Source organism: Bacillus sp. 123MFChir2, assembly GCF_000383235.1.
Taxonomy (GTDB): Bacteria; Bacillota; Bacilli; order Bacillales; family Bacillaceae_G; genus Bacillus_A.
This window is the reverse complement of sequence record NZ_KB910960.1, coordinates 1-19,113: the sequence shown is the minus strand read 5'-3', so window position 1 is coordinate 19,113 and position 19,113 is coordinate 1. Positions and strand designations below refer to the sequence as shown.

Sequence of the window (19,113 nt, the reverse complement as noted above, 5' to 3'; positions counted from 1 at the left end):
ATTAATATAATAATATATATAAGTGTATGAAATTAAAGAAGAAGGAGTTGGATGAGCAGGAACTATGAAAAGTTTACGTTGGAAAGTAACAGTCGTATTTTCAGTACTTATTTCCATGATGTTTGCTATTTTAGGGACAACTGTGTATCAGTTAGAAAAAGAAAAAGAGTCCCGTGTTCTTGAGCAATATTCTCATAACACGATGGAATTGTTAACGGAACAAATGAATGGATTTATTATTGGTATTGGGGAGGATATGAAGTACTATTCTAGTAGTGGAACCATTGTTGGAATGTTCCAAGACGGGGTTACACCAGAAGAAGAAATGGTAATAATGAAGGGGTTTTTAGAGTTTAAAAATAATCACCCTGATATTTTAGACCTTTATATCGGAACGAAAGATAAAAAGACATTAAGTGCAAATCTTGCGGATGGTGGAAAAGTGCCAGAAGGATATGACCCAACAACAAGGCCATGGTATAAGGCTGCGTTAAGCGATACGAAAAATGTACATTGGGGACAGCCACAATATGAAATTGCAACAGGAAAATTAAGTGTAGGTGTTTCGAAAGCCCTTTTATCTCCAGATGGTTCAGAAGTACTTGGTGTTGTAGCGATGGATGTGTCATTAGGCACCATTCAAAAGTTACTTCATAACATTCAGTATAACTATGGTGGAGAAATGTTTATTGTTAATGATAAAAACATGGGAATCGTGTATCCAGATAAAGTTGGAAAAGATGTCTCAAAAGAACCACTGATTCAAAGTTTAAAACAAGATCGAAATGATTTTGTTGTTACGAAGTTAAAAGGACAAGATGTCGTTGCATATAGTCAGCCGATAAAATCTATGAATTGGAAGATCGGAATTGTTTATCCGAAAAAAGAAGTTGATGGTTTATTAACAACGTTAAGAAATATGTTTATAGGATTAGCGTGTGCAGGTGTAATTGCGGCAATTGTTGTATCTTATTTCTTTGCAAGAAGATTAACAAAACCACTTCAATCGTTAACACAACAAGTACAAAAAGTAGCAGAAGGAGATTTAACGCTACAGATGAAAGTGCAAACGAACGATGAAGTGGGGGTACTTACAAAGCACTTTAACGATATGGTCGGACAAATGAATGAAATGGTTAGTCATATTAAAAATAACGTATCATCAGTGCAACAATCAGCAGATAACTTGCATTATTTAACAAATGAGACGGTTGCTTCGAGTAGGGAAGTTTCCAGTGCGATGGATGATGTGACGGGCGGTGCATCAACATTAGCCAATAGTGTGGAGGAAATTTCAGCGCAGCTAGACAATATGAAACAGTCCGTGGGACAAGTAAATGGCTCAGTAACTTCCATTAAAGATGTAACAAGTCAAGCAGAACAAGCATCACAAAGCGGATTACAGACGATGCAACGTTTAGTGGACACAAGGGATGAGTCTGCTTCCATTGTGCTGGAAACAGAAAGTGCAGCTGAGAAACTTGAGCATAGTGTACAATCGATTCAAAATGTTGTTGAGCTCATTAAAGGAATTTCTGATCAAACAAACTTATTAGCATTAAATGCTTCCATTGAAGCAGCGCGCGCAGGAGAACAAGGAAAAGGTTTTGCTGTTGTCGCAGAAGAGGTACGAAAATTAGCAGAACAATCAAAAGCAGCGACTGGAGATATCGCTTCTATTATTGCAGAAGTGCAACAAGAAGTAACTCGCGTTGTAGAAGTGATTGGAAGTTTAAAAGACATTGCTAATGTGCAAGATCATGTAACGAAAGATGCGGAACAATCATTCCAAATTGTTATTTCTGTTGTAAATACAATTATTACTTCCGTTGAAAGAATTTCGACAGAAGTACAAAAGATTGGACATGAACAGAAAGACATTACACAAGTTATGCAAACCATCGCTGAAACGAGTCAGGAGAGTGCAGCTGTATCAGAAGAAGTGAATGCAGCAACAGAAATGCAAGTAACTCATCTAGAAAAAGTATCAGGAACGATGAAGCAATTAACAGTGGAAATGAACGATCTGGAAAAGGTAGTAGAACAATTTAAAATAGACAAATAGAGAGTTAGGCTGTCGAGGTTTCTCGGCAGCTGTTTTTTTGGGTAGGGCTTTCCATCAGCGAGAAAAGCGTCGCTGATGGAGGTTTCACTTTATATCGTGTCGAAGCGCCGATATATTTTTAAAGAGGAAGAAAATTTTGTACAATAGTAAAGAATCTATAGAAGAGGTGAACAGAAATGGCAATTGTTGATGTTACCATTATTCCAGTTGGAACAGGTACTACAAGTGTAAGTGAGTATGTAGCAGAAATACAAAAAGTACTTGAGAAAAATGCAGATCGTGTGAAGTATCAATTAACACCAATGAATACAATTATTGAAGGAGAACTCTCAGTATTATTTGAAGTGATTCAACAAATGCATGAAGTTCCGTTTTCTAAAGGTGCAGGCCGCGTAGCAACAAATATTCGCGTTGATGATCGCCGTGATAAGGTTAGCTCAATGGAGAAGAAGTTACAATCTGTACAATCAAAGTTATAAGGTGTAAGGGAAGCAGCTATAGTAGTCTGCTTCCTTTCATATATAAATGTAACTTGAAAACCAACATAAAACCCGATTTTTTTAGATGGGCGAGAGTGTCTGGTCATGCTTGGAGCGGTTAGTGCCTTTTTTCTGCCACGGGCGATGTGAAAATAAAGGGAGGAAACAAGTAGCATAGGAAATTTGTTTCTATCTTGTAATTTCTTTAATATTAAACATAAAAGAAGTGTGAAGGGGAGATCAACGGAATGAGCGAAAAATTTCAAGAACAGTTTGATGGTTTGTTAGAGAAGTATACAGAGCTCTTATTAGGAGAGAGCAATGAGGAATATAAGCAAAAGGTTGAGAAATGGGCGTTATATTCGTATGTCGCTAAAACGATGCCAGCTCTTGTCAAGCATTGGAATGAAACGTATCCAGATGCGAAAGAAGAGATGATCCAGTTAATTGCAGAAATTAAGAAGCTGAATGACGAGCATAGACAAAAGAAGTAAGAAGGAAAGAAAACAAGCATAAGAACGCTTTTCTTTTTAGGGGAGGTCGAGAGGGACTGGCCGTGCATAGTAGCGGTCAGTTCCTTTTTTTGCCCCGAGCGAGCCAGTTGTATCCTCTATAGCAGAGATTTGTTTGTTAGTAAATCGAAATGAATATGTATAAGTTGAAAAGCAACAGAAAACCACTTTTCTTTTTAGAGAGGAGAGAGCGACTGAGTAGTTACGAATTATTTTTATATAATGTTCATTTGTCGTATGGAATCAAATGGGTATCTTCGTTTTGACTATAGGATGGGATATGAAAACCATTTGTCGAATTTACTGCTGAGAGATGTAATAGGCTATTCATCTCTTAATATTTCTAGATGTCGAAAATTTTTTTATATGATTTCTCCTTTTAAAATTTGGAGTTGTAAACATTCCCCTATTATTGTGTTAATTATCTAAATAATTATTTGTATCAAATAATTTTAAACAGTGATATAATTTAGAGGAGGGGCAAAAAACAGACAAAGTACAGTCATAGGGGTGAAAGACATGGAACAATTAATGCGTAATTCTTTCCTGTTTTTATCAAAAAATAAAGCGCTAACAAAACTAGCGAAAAAGTACGGCTTACGCTTTGGAGCGGGGCGCTTTGTTGCGGGAGAAACAATCGACTTAGCAGTAGCGGCTATTAAAGATTTAAACAGACAAAACCTTTGTGTTACGATCGACTATTTGGGGGAATTTGTTGATAATGAAGCAGAGGCAAATGAGATGGCAGATGAATCGATTGAAGCAATTCGTGCAATCGGTCGTGAAAAGCTAGATTCTCAGCTTTCATTAAAAATGACATCTATGGGTCTGGATATTTCACAAAATTTAGTTATGAATAATATGCGCCGTATTTTAGAAGCAGCGAAAGAAAACGGTGTGTTTGTAACAATTGATATGGAAGACTATTCACGTTGTGGGAAAACAATTGATATCTTCAAGAAGTTAAAAGAAGAATATGACAATGTTGGTACAGTAATTCAAGCGTATTTATATCGTACAGAGAAAGATATAGATGATTTGAATGCGTATACACCAAATTTACGTCTTGTAAAAGGGGCATATAAAGAGCCCGAGGAAGTTGCATTCCCAGAAAAGAAAGATGTAGATGAAAATTATAAAAAGATTATTAAAACGCACTTATTAAATGGCAATTATACAGCAGTCGCTTCACATGATGATGCAATTATTGAATATACAAAAAAACTTGCTGAAGAATACAACATTTCGCGTGATCAGTTTGAATTTCAAATGTTATACGGTATTCGCACAGAGCGTCAACTTGAGCTTGTGAAAGAAGGATATAAAATGCGCGTGTATGTACCATATGGAAACGACTGGTACGGTTATTTCATGCGCCGCTTAGCAGAACGTCCAGCTAACGTAGCGTTCGTATTAAAAGGAATGGTTAAAAAATAACCAAGGAAGTATAAACTTCCTTGGTTATTTTAATTGTTCAAAAGCATATTCTGCCATCTTTTTGGTATCGGGATACACTGTTTTGCGGCCAGTAGAGAGGACAACGTTAATCACTCTTTTCCCGTCTTTTTCATCTATTGTAACGACTGTGTATTCTGCTAATGCTGAAAGGCCACTCTTACTTCCAATTGCATGTGGATCAGCGTACAATTCTTCCCGTCCATAGTTTGCAACCTTTTTCGTTTGCATAGATGTGTGCACCGTTGTATGAATGGTATTCATATCTTGCAACACTATTGGGTATTTTAATGCTTCTTTTGTAATAAGTGCTAGATCATATGGTGAAAGTTTATTTCCAAGTGCATCAGCTCCGCTAGCGTTTTTAAATGTTGTATGTGTTGCTCCGAGTTGTTTTGCACGTTCATTCATCATTTTTGTAAACTTTTCTTTGGAACCGGCGATATGCTCTGCGATTGATTCGGCAATTGGATCGGCGCTAATGACAAGCATGAGTTTTAATGCTTCATCGCGCTTTAATTTTTCACCAGCATGTAATGTAATTTTTTTGCTTTGGCTTTCTGTTTTTACCGCATGTTCTGTCACCGTAATTTCTTCATCTTCTTTTACATTTTCCAGCAAAAGAAGTGTGGTCATCATTTTCGTTACACTTGCCGGATAGGAACGTTCATGTTCACGTTTTCCGTATAAAATATCTCCTGTTTTCGCATCAATCGTCACGCCATATCTTCCAGATATATCAGGCTGGTCGGCCTTAACTATTTGTCTATGCGAATATAAAGAAAAAATCATTGCAATAAATAAAGTAGCTGAAATAACAAGTAGTGTAATGGTTCGTTTCATTATGTACCCTCTTTTATGTATGAAATAGACAGCGATATAGCCCATTTTTCATTATGCCATGTTCGCTGTCTATATTTGTACTATTATTTTTCACCCATGTTTTGTTTCTTATATTGCTGATTATTTCCTTGGCGTCCTTTTTCGATGCCGCGATCAACTGGGCCGGCATTTCCTGTTACGCTTGTTGAGCTAATACCTGCTTTTGATGGATTTCTCTTCATTTTAGCCATAAGTTATGCCTCCGTTTGAACAAGTGTTTTAAGAAAGGAAGTTCACTACATATCATGTCCAAAATATGAAAAAAGAAATAAGTTCAGAAAATTTTATTTTTAAATATATTGCGAAAATTTCGATGTTAGCATATATTTATTAGTAGAGGCTCACTCATTGATTGCGACGTTTGTCGAAAAATTGAATGAGCATTCATTCAAGAATAAGGGGGAGAATTGGATGTTCCAAATTAAAAAGGCTGCAGTTCTTGGTTCTGGTGTAATGGGTTCTGGAATTGCTGCACATTTAGCTAACATCGGTATACCGACATTATTGCTTGATATTGTACCACCATCGCTTACGAAAGAGGAAGAAGCGAAGGGACTTACATTAGAACATAAAAGTGTACGAAATCGTTTCAGTAACGGAGCACTGCAAAAGTTGTTAAAGCAAAAACCCGCTCCTCTTACTGTAAAAGGAAACTTAGCATTAATTGAGGCGGGCAATATGGAAGATGATATGGAACGCCTTGCTGATGTTGATTGGATTATTGAAGTAGTTGTTGAAAATTTAGATATTAAAAAGAAAGTATTTGAAAAGATAGAAGCTGTTCGTAAACCAGGCTCTATTGTTAGCTCAAATACATCGGGTATTTCCGTTGAAAAGATGATTGAAGGGCGTTCAGATGACTTCAAAAAACATTTCCTAGGAACGCACTTTTTTAATCCACCACGATATTTAAAACTTCTTGAGATTATACCAACAAAAGATACAGATCCACATGTGTTAGACTTCATGAAATTATTTGGCGAAGATGTACTTGGTAAAGGTGTTGTTGTTGCAAAAGACACACCAAACTTTATTGGAAACCGCATTGGTACGTACGGACTGCTTGTGACGCTGCAAGAAATGGTAAAACGCGGCTACAGCGTTGGAGAAGTAGATTCTGTAACAGGTCCATTAATTGGCCGTCCAAAAAGCGCAACGTTCCGCACATTAGATGTTGTCGGATTAGATACATTCGTTCACGTTGCAAATAACGTATATGAAAATGTACAAGAAGAAGAGCGCGAAGTCTTTAAAGTGCCAGCTTTCATGCATGACATGTTAGAAAGAAAATGGCTTGGAAGTAAAACAGGTCAAGGCTTCTTCTTAAAACAAGGAAAAGAGATTTTAGAGTTAAATCCTGAAACGATGGAATACGAAGCGCGCAGAAAATTAAAAGCAGCTTCTGTTGAAATAAGTAAACAAGAAAAAGGATTAGCAAATAAATTGAAAGCGCTTGTATATACAAAAGACCGCGCTGGTGAATTGCTATGGAACATTATTACACCAACTCTTTTATATGCAGCAAAGCTTACGAAAAAAATTGCTGATGATATTGTTGCGATTGATAATGCGATGAAGTGGGGCTTCGGCTGGGAGCAAGGTCCGTTTGAAATTTGGGATGCAATCGGCGTTGAGAAGTCCGTTCAGAAGATGGAAGAGAACGGCGGAGTTGTTCCAAATTGGGTAAAAGAAATGATTGAGAACGGTGTTACATCATTCTATAAACATGATAATGGCGAAAGCTACTACTATGATAACGGTGAATACAAACAAATCGTTCGTAATAAAAAAGCAATTTCTCTAAAACAATTGAAAGAGAAAAATGGCGTATTAAAGAAAAATAGCGGTGCAAGCTTAATTGACTTAGGGGACGGCGTTCTTTGCTTAGAGTTCCATTCTAAGAGCAATGCAATTGGCATGGATATTACGCAAATGATTAACTACGCTGTTGATGAGGTAGAAAAGAATTATAAAGGGCTTGTAATCGGGAACCAATCGAAAAACTTCTGCGTAGGTGCAAACCTTGCGATGATTTTAATGGAAGCACAAGATGACAACTACTTTGAAATTGAGTGGGTTGTGAAAAGCTTCCAAGATGCAATGATGAAAATTAAGTACTGCTCAAAGCCAGTTGTGGCAGCGCCTTACGGTATGACACTTGGCGGCGGTACAGAAGTTTGCTTACCGGCAGCTAGCATTCAAGCTTCTAGTGAAACGTATATGGGATTAGTAGAAGTTGGTGTTGGTTTAATCCCTGGCGGAGGCGGTAACAAAGAGCTATACATTAAACACCTGAACAAAATGGCAAATGGTGTTGAGTTTGATCTGCAAAAAGTTGCAAACAAAGTGTTTGAATCAGTAGCGATGGCGAAAGTTTCAACATCTGCGCAAGAAGCAGTCTCTCATAACTTCTTAGGTGATAAAGATGGCATTAGTGTCAATGGTGATCACTTACTATACGATGCAAAACAAAAAGCACTTACTTTATATGAAGCAGGCTATAAAGCACCAATTCGTAAAAAGATTCCAGTTGTTGGGGAAACAGGATATGCAACGCTTGCGCTTGGAGCAGAAGCAATGCATTTATCTGGCTATATTTCCGAGTATGATCTGCACATTGCGAAAAAACTCGCATATGTCATTGCTGGCGGAAAAGTCCCATACGGAACAGAAGTGGATGAGCAATATTTATTAGATATTGAACGCGAGGCGTTTATTAGTTTAGTGAGCGAAATGAAATCACAAGCAAGAATGCAGCACATGCTTGTAAAAGGAAAACCATTACGTAACTAAGGAGGAAGATTGTTCATGAGAGAAGCTGTTATTGTTGCAGGGGCAAGAACGCCTATCGGGAAAGCGAAGAGAGGATCATTAAATACAGTGCGTCCTGATGACTTAGGAGCATTAGTTGTAAAAGAAACGCTAAAACGTGCAAATAACTATGACGGTCCAATTGACGATTTAATTTTTGGCTGTGCGATGCCAGAAGCAGAGCAAGGTTTAAATATGGCACGTAATATTGGCGGGCTAGCAGGACTTTCTTATGACGTTCCAGCTATTACGATTAACCGCTACTGTTCTTCAGGTCTGCAAAGTATCGCTTACGGTGCAGAGCGTATTATGCTTGGTCATTCAGAGGCGGTATTATCAGGCGGCGCTGAATCAATGAGTTTAGTGCCAATGATGGGGCACGTTGTTCGTCCGAATAGCCGCCTAGTTGAAGCGGCTCCGGAATATTATATGGGCATGGGACATACTGCAGAACAAGTTGCTGTAAAGTATGGTATTTCCCGCGAAGAGCAAGATGCATTTGCGGTAAGAAGCCATCAGCGTGCAGCAAAAGCATTAGCAGAAGGAAAGTTTGCAGATGAAACTGTGTCTGTTGATGTAACGCTTCGCACTGTTGGAGCAAATAACAAGTTGCAAGAAGAGACTATTTTGTTCTCACAAGATGAAGGCGTAAGAGCAGATACGACGTTAGATGTACTTGGGAAACTGCGCCCAGCATTTAATGTGCGCGGAACTGTAACTGCTGGTAACTCATCACAAATGAGTGACGGCGCAGCAGCAGTACTACTGATGGATCGTGAAAAAGCAGTAAGCGACGGATTACAGCCGCTGGCGAAATTCCGCTCCTTCGCAGTAGCTGGTGTACCGCCAGAAGTAATGGGAATTGGTCCAATTGCAGCGATTCCAAAAGCATTAAAATTAGCGGGCTTAGAGTTATCTGATATTGGCTTATTTGAACTAAATGAGGCATTTGCATCGCAATCCATCCAAGTTATTCGTGAACTTGGACTAGATGAAGAAAAAGTAAACGTAAACGGCGGAGCGATTGCCCTTGGACATCCACTTGGCTGTACAGGATCGAAATTAACATTATCTCTTATTCATGAGATGAAACGCCGCAATGAGCAATTCGGTATTGTAACAATGTGTATCGGCGGAGGAATGGGTGCTGCTGGAGTGTTTGAATTACTTTAAAAGTGGAAGCGGCTCGCTCAGAACAAGAGGGGGATGGAGCTTCTGACATAGAGGCGCTTTTTGCCTCGGCGGAAGACGCGAAGCCACCGACTGTTCTAGCCGCTGGAACTGGATATTATAAAAGCGGAGCCGGCTCGCTCAGAACAGGAGCGGTTAGGGCCCTTTTCTGTCACGTGCAAGAGTTTTAAAACAAAGGGAGAAAGCAAGGTGCGGTCATCTTTTGTTTCACATTATACGGTGAATAAACAAAACAGATTTAATAGATAAAAAGCAGATGAAACAAGAGGGTAGGAAAAAAGAAGGCTAGCTTTTCTTAGAACAAGAGAAGCAGCCTATGAAAATATGAAGGAGGAATTTTTCATGGAAAAAACAGTAGGAAGTGCAGTAAAAGGCGGTAGCTTTTTAATTGATGATATTACAATCGAGCAAGTATTTACGCCGGAAGATTATAGCGATGAGCATAAATTAATTGCGAAAACGACAGAAGATTTTATCGTAAATGAAGTATTACCAGAGCTTGAATATTTAGAGAAACATGAGTTTGATCGCTCTGTTCGCTTATTAAAAGAAGCCGGAGAGCTTGGTTTATTAGGTGCGGATGTACCAGAAGAATACGGCGGTATTGGTCTTGATAAAATTAGTTCGGCATTAATCTCAGAGAAGTTTTCTCTTGCAGGCGGCTTTGCAATTACGCACGGTGCTCACGTTGGGATTGGATCGTTACCAATCGTATTATTCGGGAACGAAGAGCAAAAGAAAACATATTTACCTGCGTTAGCAACAGGCGAAAAGTTAGCTGCATACGCATTAACAGAGCCAGGTTCTGGATCTGATGCGTTAGGCGCAAAAACAACGGCTCGCTTAAATGCGGAAGGCACACACTACGTATTAAACGGTGAAAAACAATGGATTACAAACTCTGCTTTCGCTGATGTATTCGTTGTATATGCGAAAGTAGACGGCGAACATTTCACAGCATTTATCGTAGAAAAAGAATACCCTGGTGTATCTACGGGCCCAGAAGAAAAGAAAATGGGTATTAAATGTTCTTCTACTCGTACATTAATTTTAGAAGATGCATTAGTACCGAAAGAAAATGTACTTGGTGAAATTGGTAAAGGTCATGTTATTGCCTTTAACATTTTAAATATCGGTCGCTATAAATTAGGTGTTGGTACAGTTGGCTCTTCAAAACGCGCGTTAGAAATTTCAGCGCAATATGCAAATCAACGTCAACAATTTAAACAACCAATTTCTCGCTTCCCATTAATTCAAGAGAAACTTGCAAATATGGCAGCGAAAATTTATGCAGCAGAAAGCTCTGTATATCGTACAGTTGGTTTATTTGAAAGTCGTATGAGCACATTGTCTGAAGAAGAAGTAAAAGACGGAAAAGCTGTTGCAGCTTCTATCGCTGAATATGCAATTGAGTGTTCTTTAAACAAAGTATTCGGCTCTGAAGTACTAGACTACGTAGTAGATGAAGGTGTCCAAATCCATGGTGGTTACGGATTTATGGCAGAGTACGAGATTGAAAGAATGTACCGCGACTCTCGTATTAACCGTATTTTCGAAGGTACGAATGAAATTAACCGCTTAATCGTACCAGGAACATTCTTGCGTAAAGCAATGAAAGGTGAATTACCACTTCTACAAGAAGCACAAAAATTACAAGAAGAGTTAATGATGATGATGCCAGAAGAAGTAGGCGATGAGCCATTAGCAGCTCAAAAACATTTAGTAAAAAATGCGAAGAAAATCGGCTTAATGATTGCTGGTTTAGCTGCTCAAAAATACGGTAAAGCCTTAGACAAAGAACAAGAAGTTCTTGTGAACATTGCAGATATCGTAAATAACTTATACGCAATGGAATCAGCTGTTCTTCGTACAGAAAAAGCAATCAAAGTAACTGGCCTTGAGAAGAACAAACAAAAAGTTCTTTATACAGAAGTATTCTGCCAAGAAGCGTTCAACCAAATCGAAGCAGACGCAAAAGAAACAGTTATCGCAGTTGAAAATGGTGACATGCTACGCATGATGTTATCTGCACTTCGTAAGCTAACACGTCACACACCAATTAACGTTATTCCGAAGAAGCGTGAAATTGCAGCGAAAGTATTAGAGGATGAGCGTTATACAGTTTAATAAATATGAAGGAGCTGCCATGGAGGGCAGCTCCTTTTTGTGTCCGCTGCTGATTTATCAACGCTTTTTGGGATATATCGGCGCTTCGACATGAAATAAAGACCCTTCGACGATATTCGACATAAGAAAAATGTCTGAAAATTAAGTGAACAACCCTCGTATTTGTGTTATTCTATAAAAAATGGAAAAGAAAGGTTGGAGGTATGTACCACTATACTGCAAACAAGTATTGATGGGGAGTATTTAGGGAGAGCATTAACAGTTGTGTATGCGATTCAAGGTGCACTGGCTTCTGTAGGATACTTACTTGGCGGAGTATTAGCTGATTATGTACCGTCATCTCAATTGTATTTAATCGGGTCAATTACTTTATTGTTAGCGGGAATGTACTTTACACAAAGTTTATTTTTATATAGCTCGATGAAGAAGCAGCTTTTAGAGAAAGAGACAATGTAGAAGGGTATTGATGTCATGTCAATTGAACAAGAACTATATGAAGCAGCTACTCAGTTTATTAAGAAGCGCTATCCCGTAGGATGGGGAGGAGCTGCGGCAATGTGTACGGAAGACGGCGATATATTGATTAGTGTTGCTCCTGAAGTTATTAATGCTTCAACCGAATTATGTATGGAAACTGGGGCGATATGTGAGGCGCATAAGTTAAATAAGAGGATCACACATAGTATTTGTGTGACAAGAGATGACGAACATGATGAATTCAAAGTATTGACCCCATGCGGCGTTTGCCAAGAGCGTTTATTTTATTGGGGCTCGGATGTGAAAGCGGCAATTTATTCTCGAGAGGGAAAACTTATTTTCAAGACGTTACAAGAAATACAGCCGTATCATTGGTATGAGGCATACAAAGATTGCCAAGAGTAATTTAATTAGGGGAAAGGAAGTAGTCATATAAAACGACTACTTCTTCTTTTTTTGCCCGAAAATGGAATTTATGGTGACAAAAACTAATGGTATTAGTATAATGAAACTAATGACATTAGTTTTTGGAAAGGGAGCTGGAAATATGAGAATGATGCACGAAAAAACAGTATATCAATTGTCATTTTTACCAAGAGTGTTTCCTGTGAATTGTTACTTTGTGGAGGAAGAAGAGGGGTTAACTTTAATTGATGCGGCACTTCCATATAGCGCAAAAGATATTTTACAAGCGGCTGAGAAAATAGGGAAACCAATTATTAATATTGTATTAACACATGCACATGATGATCACATCGGTGCGCTAGACGCATTAAAGGAAGTACTTCCTGATGTTCCAGTTTATATTTCTAAGCGGGATGCACGTTTGTTAGAAGGAGATACGACATTACAAAGAGATGAACCAAATACACCGATAAAAGGCGGTGTACCAAAAAAAGTGAAGACAGGGCCAGATGTTTTATTAGAGGATGGAGACCGAATTGGATCGCTTCTTGCGATAGCAGCGCCGGGACATACACCAGGCTCCATGTCATTTCTTGATACGCGAAATAAAGCTCTTATTGCCGGGGATGCATTGCAAACAAGAGGGGGCATAGCTGTTTCGGGACAAATGAAATTTTGGTTCCCGTTTCCTGCGATGGCAACGTGGAGTAAAGAAGTAGCATTACAGAGTGCAGAAAAGCTAAGAGAATATGAACCGTCCTTACTTGCGGCAGGGCATGGAAAAATGATAAATAATCCAGGTGCTGCAATAGACCGTGCTATTCAGGAAGCAAAGCGAAATATAGAAAGTATGAAAGAGGGTTAATTTATGTCACCGAGAATCGGACTTACATTACAGAAAATCGTAGTCACAGCGGCAGAAATCGCAGATACAAATGGCATACAAGAAGTAACATTAGCGTCATTATCGCAAAGGCTGGGGGTACGTTCTCCCTCTTTATATAATCATGTGAAAAGTTTACAGGACGTACGAAAAAACCTTGGTGTTTACGGAGTAGACCAGCTACATGGGGCGCTGAAAGAGGCGGTAGAGGATAAAAGTATGGACGAAGCAATTCATGCATTAGGAGAAGCGTACGTGGCGTTTGTCCGAAAACATCCTGGATTGTATGAAGCAACTTTTTTACGAGATGAAGAAGTGCAACAAGCAGGAGACGGAATTGTAGAGCTTTGTCTTCGGGTTTTACAGCAATACGGCTTAGAAGGAGAGAATGTACTTCATGCGACGCGCGGACTAAGAAGTATTTGTCACGGATTTGCGTCGATCGAACAGCAAGGCGGATTTGGGTTGCCGCTGGATTTAGATGTGAGTTTACATTTATTATTGGAAACATTTATTAAAGGACTGCATGTGATGAAAGGATAAAACCTTAGAAGCGATTCTAAGGTTTTTTCGTGCATACAATTTCAAAAGAAATAAATACTAAATCGTGAATGAACAAAGAAAGGAAGGTCGTCACAATGCAAAATTTAACGGAACTTGAAGTAGAAAATTTGCGTCATCTGATTGGCGGGCATGCAACAGTTATTAACAAACTACAAGAGTATGCACAGACATGTACCGATCCGCAGCTGAAACAGATGTTGCAAAAAGATGTGCAAGATGCACAAAATACGAAACAACAATTAATGTTGTTTCTAGGATAGGAGTGCAGAGAATATGAATGAAAAAGATATGGTGAATGATTATTTAGCTGGGTTAAATGCAAGTTTAACGGGTTATGCAAACTATATTGCGCAAGCGAATAATGAACAATTACATCAAACATTAATTCAAATTCGTAATCAAGATGAAGTAAGACAGCGCAATCTATATGAATATGCGATGCAAAAGGGCTATTATCAACCAGCAGCACCGGCTAATCCAATGGTTGTACAGCAGTTAAAAAGTCAATTGAATGCACAATAAAGTGCAACTTTAATCAGTGGGGGTTTTCTTCATCCCCGCTGATTATCATCCCTCACCAATCGGGCTTTTACGGGCAGTGTATCCCCCACTTAGCTTCTCTGCTTTCACTGAACTTTGAGGTGGGAGTATTACTGCCTGCAAATAGCGGGATAAAAACAGAAATATTTCAAAGCGGATAGCGTAATCGAGACGTTATTCGCTTTTTTGTGAAAATAAAACATTCGGAACTTTGTCGGAATTATGTGCAAAGGGACATAAAATGTCTATATTATTTGTGATACTTTTCACAAGTTGTACATGGTTTCTATGGAAAAAGCTTCTATAATAAAACGTGTTAGGTATATAAAACAAAGAAGGCTATATTAGGAAGCAGGGGAGATCATCATGAATAGAAGTACAAGAAAAGTTGCAATTATAGGTACTGGGTTAGTTGGATCTAGCTGTGCGTATTCTATTGTGAATCAAGGAATCTGTGAAGAATTAGTGTTAATTGATATTAATCATGAACGAGCAGTTGGCGAAGCGATGGATTTGTCACACAGCATGAATTTTATAAATACAAGAACAAAAGTATATGCAGGAACTTATGAAAATTGTAAGGATATGGATATTGTTATTATTACAGCAGGACCTACTCCAAAACCAGGACAAAGTCGTCTTGATACTTTAAGAGCAGGTGCAAAAATTATGGAAAGTGTTGTATCGGGGGTTATGGAAAGCGGATTTCAAGGTATTTTCTTAATTGCCTCTAATCCAGTTGATATTATGACTTACCAGGTTTGGAAGTTATCCGGTTTTCCGAGAAACCGCGTAATTGGTACTGGAACATCTTTAGATTCTTCGCGCTTACGAACAATTTTGTCTGAAATATTTGAGGTAGATCCGCGTAGCATTCACGGTTACTCATTAGGACAACATGGCGATTCACAAATGGTTGCTTGGTCTCACGTAACAGTTGGCGGAAAACCAATTCTCCAAATTTTAGAAGAGCAAAAAGAACGGTTTGCAGATATTGATTTAGATGCAATTGTCGAACAAACTGCAAAAGCGGGTTTAGAAATTTCTAAACGAAAAGGAACAACTTATTACGGTACCGGGAATTCCTTAGCTTATATTGCACGTTCTATTTTTAATGATGATTATCGTGTTATGGCTGTATCAACAATTCTAGATGGTGAATATGGTGAATATGAAATTTGTACAGGTGTCCCAGCTATCATAACAAGAGATGGTGTAAAAGAGATTGTTGAGCTGAGCTTAACAGAAGCTGAAGAAAGCCAATTTGCACAATCAAATGATATTTTACGGGACTATATGAAAATAATTGGTTGCTAGATTAGAGGAAGGTAAAACAGATGAAGAAATATATCATGCCTCGTATATTTAAAGGGTCTGCAGGAATTGCACAAGGTATTTTCGTATCTCTTGGAATTGGCCTACTTATTGAGAATATAGGAAGAATTGCTGATATTCCGATGTTAATTACAATAGGAGTTGTTGCGAAATCACTTATGGCACCGGCAATTGGAGCAGGAATTGCTTTTATGCTCGGAGCAAATGGACTTGTCATTTTCTCAGCGATGGTTGCCGGAGCGATTGGAGCTGGATCGATTTCGATTACTGCAGCTGGTTTGATGATTAAAACTGGTGAACCAATCGGTGCGTTATTAACAGCGACTTTAGCGGTTTATATCGGTAAACGATTAAGCGGAAAAACAGCTTTAGATATGATGCTCGTTCCGTTTGCGGCAATATTAGGTTCAGGTTTAGTTGGTATTTGGCTATCTCAAAATATTAACCCGGTCTTAAATGCAGTTGGCGCATTTATTAAAGATAGCTCAGCTGGTAGTCCATTTATCGCTTCTATTGTACTTGCAGTTGTTTGGGGATTGTTATTAATTTCTCCAGCGTCATCAGCAGCTTTAGCAATTGCACTTAGCTTAGACGGCGTGGCAGGTGGTGCTGCACTAGCAGGATGCGTTGCTCAATTTATTGGATTCGCTGTTATCTCTGCGAAGGAAAATAATTTAGGTGGTATATTAGCCCAGGCTCTTTGTACACCGAAAGTGCAGCTCCCTAATATTACTAAAAATCCAATGATTCTTGTACCAACTGTTGTTGCGAGTGCAATTGTAGGGCCTGTATCGGCACTTGGATTCCACCTTACAGCAGGGAAAGAAATTGCCGGTCTTGGGCTTAGTTCCCTTATCGCACCAATTAATTTAATTTCTAATCAAGGACTTAGCGTAGTTCCAGCGATCGTGATTACTTATATCGTAATTCCAGTAGCTGTTTCTTATATACTGTATATCATGTTGAAAAAGGCCGGTCGCATTAAACCAGGTGATATGACTGTGCCACAATCTTAAAGACTAGTAAGAGCGTTAAAAATATGCCAATTTGAAAATCTCCTCTTACATAGAGAAAAGCAGACTGAAGAAGCCGCAGTCTGCTTTTTTTGTTATAGATTATACTCCGGCTTGCACAGTAACCTTTTGTTCGCGTAATTCAAATACATAGTGTATAGCGGCATAGAGGAAGCTTCCTAGTACAGCGCCTGCTACCGCATCTACAAAGGCGTGCTGCTTTGTAAATAAGGTAGATAAAATAATGAGTATACCAACAAATGTTAGCAGGCCGTACACCCATTTATTTTGTTCTTTCCGTTTATAGGCTGTAATCATAATGACAAATGTTGTAAGTACATGAATGCTAGGAAAACAATTCACGGGCTGATCGATACTATAAATATAGCGCACTAAATTAGCAAATATATCATTGCCGATTACTTCAGGGCGTGTTACCGTTGTTTGCCACATATAATAGACGCTAAAGGAAGTGAGTTTCCCAAATAAGATACTACTTAATGTAACATAATAGAGCTTTCGATCAGCAAAACAGTAATAAATAAGAGTACCATACAAATAAGGAAACCAAAGTAAATAGGGAACGATAAATTCTTTTGTAAATGGAATCCATTCATCTATTTTTGTTGTTACATTTACAGCGCCTACTGTTGAGTGATTTAGTACGTCGTAAAGAGCACTTACAGGTATAAGTAGGAGTAGATAAGATAATGGGATAAAGGCTGAAAACTTATTATTTTTCATAGTAATTCTCCTGTTTGTAATGTAATAACTTGGAACTTGAAAAATTATAATATAAAAAATGGAACTGAACCATCGATTTTTCTAACATTTTTTGCAAATAACCTTACAGTTTTGTCACTGTATGAATGCAAATTGAAAAACTGAAAAATTGAAAACCTTTCTTTTTAAGATAGGCGGCTGTGCGTAGGAGTGGTTCATATATATCATATTTTAAGGTGTCGATAGGGGTGAAACAATTTTTAAACAAACGTTTGATTAACATGTTCGTTCCGCTTTGGCAGCATTAATCAAACGTTTGTTTAAATACAGGAGTTATTAATTTGGAATAAAAATGACAAAAAAACGGTAGTTTTTAAATAATATATCGTGTTTTGTAATTTTTTGTTATAAACTATAAAACGTAATATAAAGATAGAAAGAGGTGTAGAGTAATGTCATTGTTGAAAAATAGTAAAATCGGCACGAAATTAAATGCACTAATGATTATAGCTAGTATTGCATGTATTCTCTTATCGTTTATAGGATATAAGGGATTAGTAAAAACAGGAGAAGCTTCTGCAAGCATGTATGAAGAAAGACTACTTCCAATTTACTGGATAGAGTCTGTGGAATCTAATTTTAATTATACTATTAAGAACCTTGTGGAACTTATGGTCACAACTGATGAAAACAGAAATAAAGAATTAATAGATAGAATGGATCAATTGCAGAGCGCTGACAATCAATTATTAAAAGAATATGAATCTAAGATAGATGAACAAGAAGAAAAGCAATTATATGAAAATCTCCAAAAAAACCTTAAAGAATTAAGAAGGCACATAAATGAAGCAAAAAATTTGGCAATGCAAAATAAAAACGAAGAGGCGTATACTTATTATTTAAAAGAAGTCGAGCCCGACATGGAAAAAGCAAGTAATAGTATTGACGAGCTTATTAAGTATAATAGTAATAATGCAGAAAAATTACAGAAAAGCAATGCCAGCAGTGCGGAAACCACAATAACGACGTTTATTATTATTTCAGTTATATCGACTGTAATTATTATCTTCATTGGATATATTATTAAAACAGCTATTCAGCGTCCAATTACTTTATTAGAACACGATATGAAAGAAGTAGCGGATGGGAATTTAGTCATACGTACGTCTTATCAAGCAAATGATGAATTAGGAAGTATCGTTACATCTTTTAATCATATGTTAGACAACTTACAACAACTAATGGGAAAAATAAAGGTAACGGCACACGAGGTTACTTCCTCAACTGATAGCATGTTGCAAAATACAAATCAAGCATCTCAAATCTCTAATGAAGCAGTTCAAATAATTCATGAGGTGAACAAACAAATAGTAGGACAAGTTACGAGTATTCAAGAGAGTTCAACAGCAATGAATAACGTAGCAGATGGGGTTCAAACAGTAGCTGAATCAGCATCAACAGTTGCTGAAGTTGCTGTTGTCACAACAGATCGTGTGAATAGTGGAAGTAAAGTAATTAAGCAATCTATTACGCAAATGAATAATGTTCATAAAGTTGTTGAAGAAACATCTACGGTGATAGAACGTCTTGTTATGCGTACGCAAGACATAGATAAAGCTTTAAAGGCGATTACGAATATTGCGGAACAAAC

The 19,113-nt window shown here is 37.9% G+C and carries 19 protein-coding genes; 16 read left to right on the top strand and 3 right to left on the bottom strand.

Annotated features, from left to right (window positions below):
* Positions 1-64: 64 nt before the first annotated feature.
* The 4 genes from H280_RS0116975 to H280_RS0116960 all read left to right on the top strand — a co-directional run bounded on the left by H280_RS0116975 (position 65) and on the right by H280_RS0116960 (position 4,493).
* Entirely contained in the window at positions 65-2,065 is a 2,001-nt protein-coding gene (locus tag H280_RS0116975; RefSeq protein ID WP_020062333.1) for a methyl-accepting chemotaxis protein, read from the top strand.
* A gap of 176 nt (positions 2,066-2,241) precedes the next feature.
* Complete coding sequence (locus H280_RS0116970) at positions 2,242-2,544, top strand: MTH1187 family thiamine-binding protein (protein WP_020062332.1); 303 nt, start codon at positions 2,242-2,244, stop codon at positions 2,542-2,544.
* Between the two features lie 248 nt (positions 2,545-2,792).
* On the top strand, positions 2,793-3,038 hold the full coding sequence (locus H280_RS0116965) for a DUF2573 family protein (RefSeq protein WP_020062331.1): 246 nt from the start codon (positions 2,793-2,795) through the stop codon (positions 3,036-3,038).
* 537 nt (positions 3,039-3,575) lie between these two features.
* Positions 3,576-4,493, top strand: coding sequence for a proline dehydrogenase family protein (locus H280_RS0116960; RefSeq protein WP_020062330.1), 918 nt, complete (start codon positions 3,576-3,578; stop codon positions 4,491-4,493).
* A 24-nt stretch (positions 4,494-4,517) separates the two neighbouring features.
* Here the strand turns inward: H280_RS0116960 and H280_RS0116955 are convergent, their stop codons facing one another.
* Entirely contained in the window at positions 4,518-5,354 is an 837-nt protein-coding gene (locus H280_RS0116955; RefSeq protein WP_020062329.1) for a D-alanyl-D-alanine carboxypeptidase family protein, read from the bottom strand.
* An 83-nt stretch (positions 5,355-5,437) separates the two neighbouring features.
* Positions 5,438-5,584, bottom strand: a complete 147-nt coding sequence (locus tag H280_RS25265; RefSeq protein ID WP_020062328.1) for a YuzL family protein — start codon at positions 5,582-5,584, stop codon at positions 5,438-5,440.
* A gap of 220 nt (positions 5,585-5,804) precedes the next feature.
* Here H280_RS25265 and H280_RS0116945 point away from each other — a divergent pair, with 220 nt between their 5' ends.
* From H280_RS0116945 to H280_RS0116890, 11 genes are all read left to right on the top strand, one after another.
* Entirely contained in the window at positions 5,805-8,186 is a 2,382-nt protein-coding gene (locus H280_RS0116945) for a 3-hydroxyacyl-CoA dehydrogenase/enoyl-CoA hydratase family protein (RefSeq protein ID WP_020062327.1), read from the top strand.
* 15 nt (positions 8,187-8,201) lie between these two features.
* Complete coding sequence (locus H280_RS0116940) at positions 8,202-9,377, top strand: acetyl-CoA C-acetyltransferase (protein WP_020062326.1); 1,176 nt, start codon at positions 8,202-8,204, stop codon at positions 9,375-9,377.
* A 360-nt stretch (positions 9,378-9,737) separates the two neighbouring features.
* Positions 9,738-11,522, top strand: coding sequence for an acyl-CoA dehydrogenase family protein (locus H280_RS0116930; RefSeq protein WP_020062324.1), 1,785 nt, complete (start codon positions 9,738-9,740; stop codon positions 11,520-11,522).
* Between the two features lie 195 nt (positions 11,523-11,717).
* Entirely contained in the window at positions 11,718-11,978 is a 261-nt protein-coding gene (locus H280_RS0116925) for a hypothetical protein (protein WP_020062323.1), read from the top strand.
* A gap of 15 nt (positions 11,979-11,993) precedes the next feature.
* Positions 11,994-12,404, top strand: a complete 411-nt coding sequence (locus tag H280_RS0116920; protein ID WP_020062322.1) for a cytidine deaminase — start codon at positions 11,994-11,996, stop codon at positions 12,402-12,404.
* Positions 12,405-12,546: 142 nt separating this feature from the next.
* Complete coding sequence (locus H280_RS0116915) at positions 12,547-13,269, top strand: MBL fold metallo-hydrolase (RefSeq protein WP_028411277.1); 723 nt, start codon at positions 12,547-12,549, stop codon at positions 13,267-13,269.
* Between the two features lie 3 nt (positions 13,270-13,272).
* Positions 13,273-13,830, top strand: a complete 558-nt coding sequence (locus H280_RS0116910) for a TetR/AcrR family transcriptional regulator (RefSeq protein ID WP_020062320.1) — start codon at positions 13,273-13,275, stop codon at positions 13,828-13,830.
* Positions 13,831-13,925: 95 nt separating this feature from the next.
* Positions 13,926-14,111 (top strand): hypothetical protein, encoded by a 186-nt coding sequence (locus tag H280_RS0116905; RefSeq protein WP_020062319.1) that lies wholly within the window; start codon positions 13,926-13,928, stop codon positions 14,109-14,111.
* A gap of 13 nt (positions 14,112-14,124) precedes the next feature.
* Complete coding sequence (locus tag H280_RS0116900) at positions 14,125-14,373, top strand: spore coat protein (RefSeq protein WP_020062318.1); 249 nt, start codon at positions 14,125-14,127, stop codon at positions 14,371-14,373.
* Between the two features lie 384 nt (positions 14,374-14,757).
* On the top strand, positions 14,758-15,708 hold the full coding sequence (locus tag H280_RS0116895) for an L-lactate dehydrogenase (RefSeq protein ID WP_020062317.1): 951 nt from the start codon (positions 14,758-14,760) through the stop codon (positions 15,706-15,708).
* Between the two features lie 20 nt (positions 15,709-15,728).
* Positions 15,729-16,742 carry a PTS transporter subunit IIC gene (locus H280_RS0116890; protein WP_020062316.1) on the top strand — a complete coding sequence of 338 codons (1,014 nt, stop codon included), beginning with the start codon at positions 15,729-15,731 and terminating at the stop codon, positions 16,740-16,742.
* 99 nt (positions 16,743-16,841) lie between these two features.
* Here H280_RS0116890 and H280_RS0116885 read toward each other — a convergent pair whose 3' ends face one another.
* Entirely contained in the window at positions 16,842-17,483 is a 642-nt protein-coding gene (locus H280_RS0116885) for a phosphatase PAP2 family protein (RefSeq protein WP_020062315.1), read from the bottom strand.
* 431 nt (positions 17,484-17,914) lie between these two features.
* On the opposite strand from H280_RS0116885, the gene H280_RS0116880 reads away from it, so the two are divergent.
* Positions 17,915-19,113, top strand: a 1,199-nt coding sequence (locus H280_RS0116880) for a methyl-accepting chemotaxis protein (protein ID WP_020062314.1), incomplete at its 3' end; no start/stop codon positions are given.

Excerpts from the sequence above, each read along its gene's own strand:
- H280_RS0116885 (WP_020062315.1), bottom strand. The coding sequence starts at position 17,483 with ATGAAAAATAATAAGTTTTCAGCCTTTATCCCATTATCTTATCTACTC.
- H280_RS0116955 (WP_020062329.1), bottom strand. The coding sequence starts at position 5,354 with ATGAAACGAACCATTACACTACTTGTTATTTCAGCTACTTTATTTATT.
- H280_RS0116970 (WP_020062332.1), top strand. The coding sequence starts at position 2,242 with ATGGCAATTGTTGATGTTACCATTATTCCAGTTGGAACAGGTACTACA.
- H280_RS0116910 (WP_020062320.1), top strand. The coding sequence starts at position 13,273 with ATGTCACCGAGAATCGGACTTACATTACAGAAAATCGTAGTCACAGCG.
- H280_RS0116900 (WP_020062318.1), top strand. The coding sequence starts at position 14,125 with ATGAATGAAAAAGATATGGTGAATGATTATTTAGCTGGGTTAAATGCA.
- H280_RS0116920 (WP_020062322.1), top strand. The coding sequence starts at position 11,994 with ATGTCAATTGAACAAGAACTATATGAAGCAGCTACTCAGTTTATTAAG.
- H280_RS0116890 (WP_020062316.1), top strand. The coding sequence starts at position 15,729 with ATGAAGAAATATATCATGCCTCGTATATTTAAAGGGTCTGCAGGAATT.
- H280_RS0116915 (WP_028411277.1), top strand. The coding sequence starts at position 12,547 with ATGAGAATGATGCACGAAAAAACAGTATATCAATTGTCATTTTTACCA.
- H280_RS0116945 (WP_020062327.1), top strand. The coding sequence starts at position 5,805 with ATGTTCCAAATTAAAAAGGCTGCAGTTCTTGGTTCTGGTGTAATGGGT.
- H280_RS0116930 (WP_020062324.1), top strand. The coding sequence starts at position 9,738 with ATGGAAAAAACAGTAGGAAGTGCAGTAAAAGGCGGTAGCTTTTTAATT.
- H280_RS0116975 (WP_020062333.1), top strand. The coding sequence starts at position 65 with ATGAAAAGTTTACGTTGGAAAGTAACAGTCGTATTTTCAGTACTTATT.
- H280_RS0116960 (WP_020062330.1), top strand. The coding sequence starts at position 3,576 with ATGGAACAATTAATGCGTAATTCTTTCCTGTTTTTATCAAAAAATAAA.
- H280_RS25265 (WP_020062328.1), bottom strand. The coding sequence starts at position 5,584 with ATGGCTAAAATGAAGAGAAATCCATCAAAAGCAGGTATTAGCTCAACA.
- H280_RS0116905 (WP_020062319.1), top strand. The coding sequence starts at position 13,926 with ATGCAAAATTTAACGGAACTTGAAGTAGAAAATTTGCGTCATCTGATT.
- H280_RS0116895 (WP_020062317.1), top strand. The coding sequence starts at position 14,758 with ATGAATAGAAGTACAAGAAAAGTTGCAATTATAGGTACTGGGTTAGTT.
- H280_RS0116940 (WP_020062326.1), top strand. The coding sequence starts at position 8,202 with ATGAGAGAAGCTGTTATTGTTGCAGGGGCAAGAACGCCTATCGGGAAA.
- H280_RS0116965 (WP_020062331.1), top strand. The coding sequence starts at position 2,793 with ATGAGCGAAAAATTTCAAGAACAGTTTGATGGTTTGTTAGAGAAGTAT.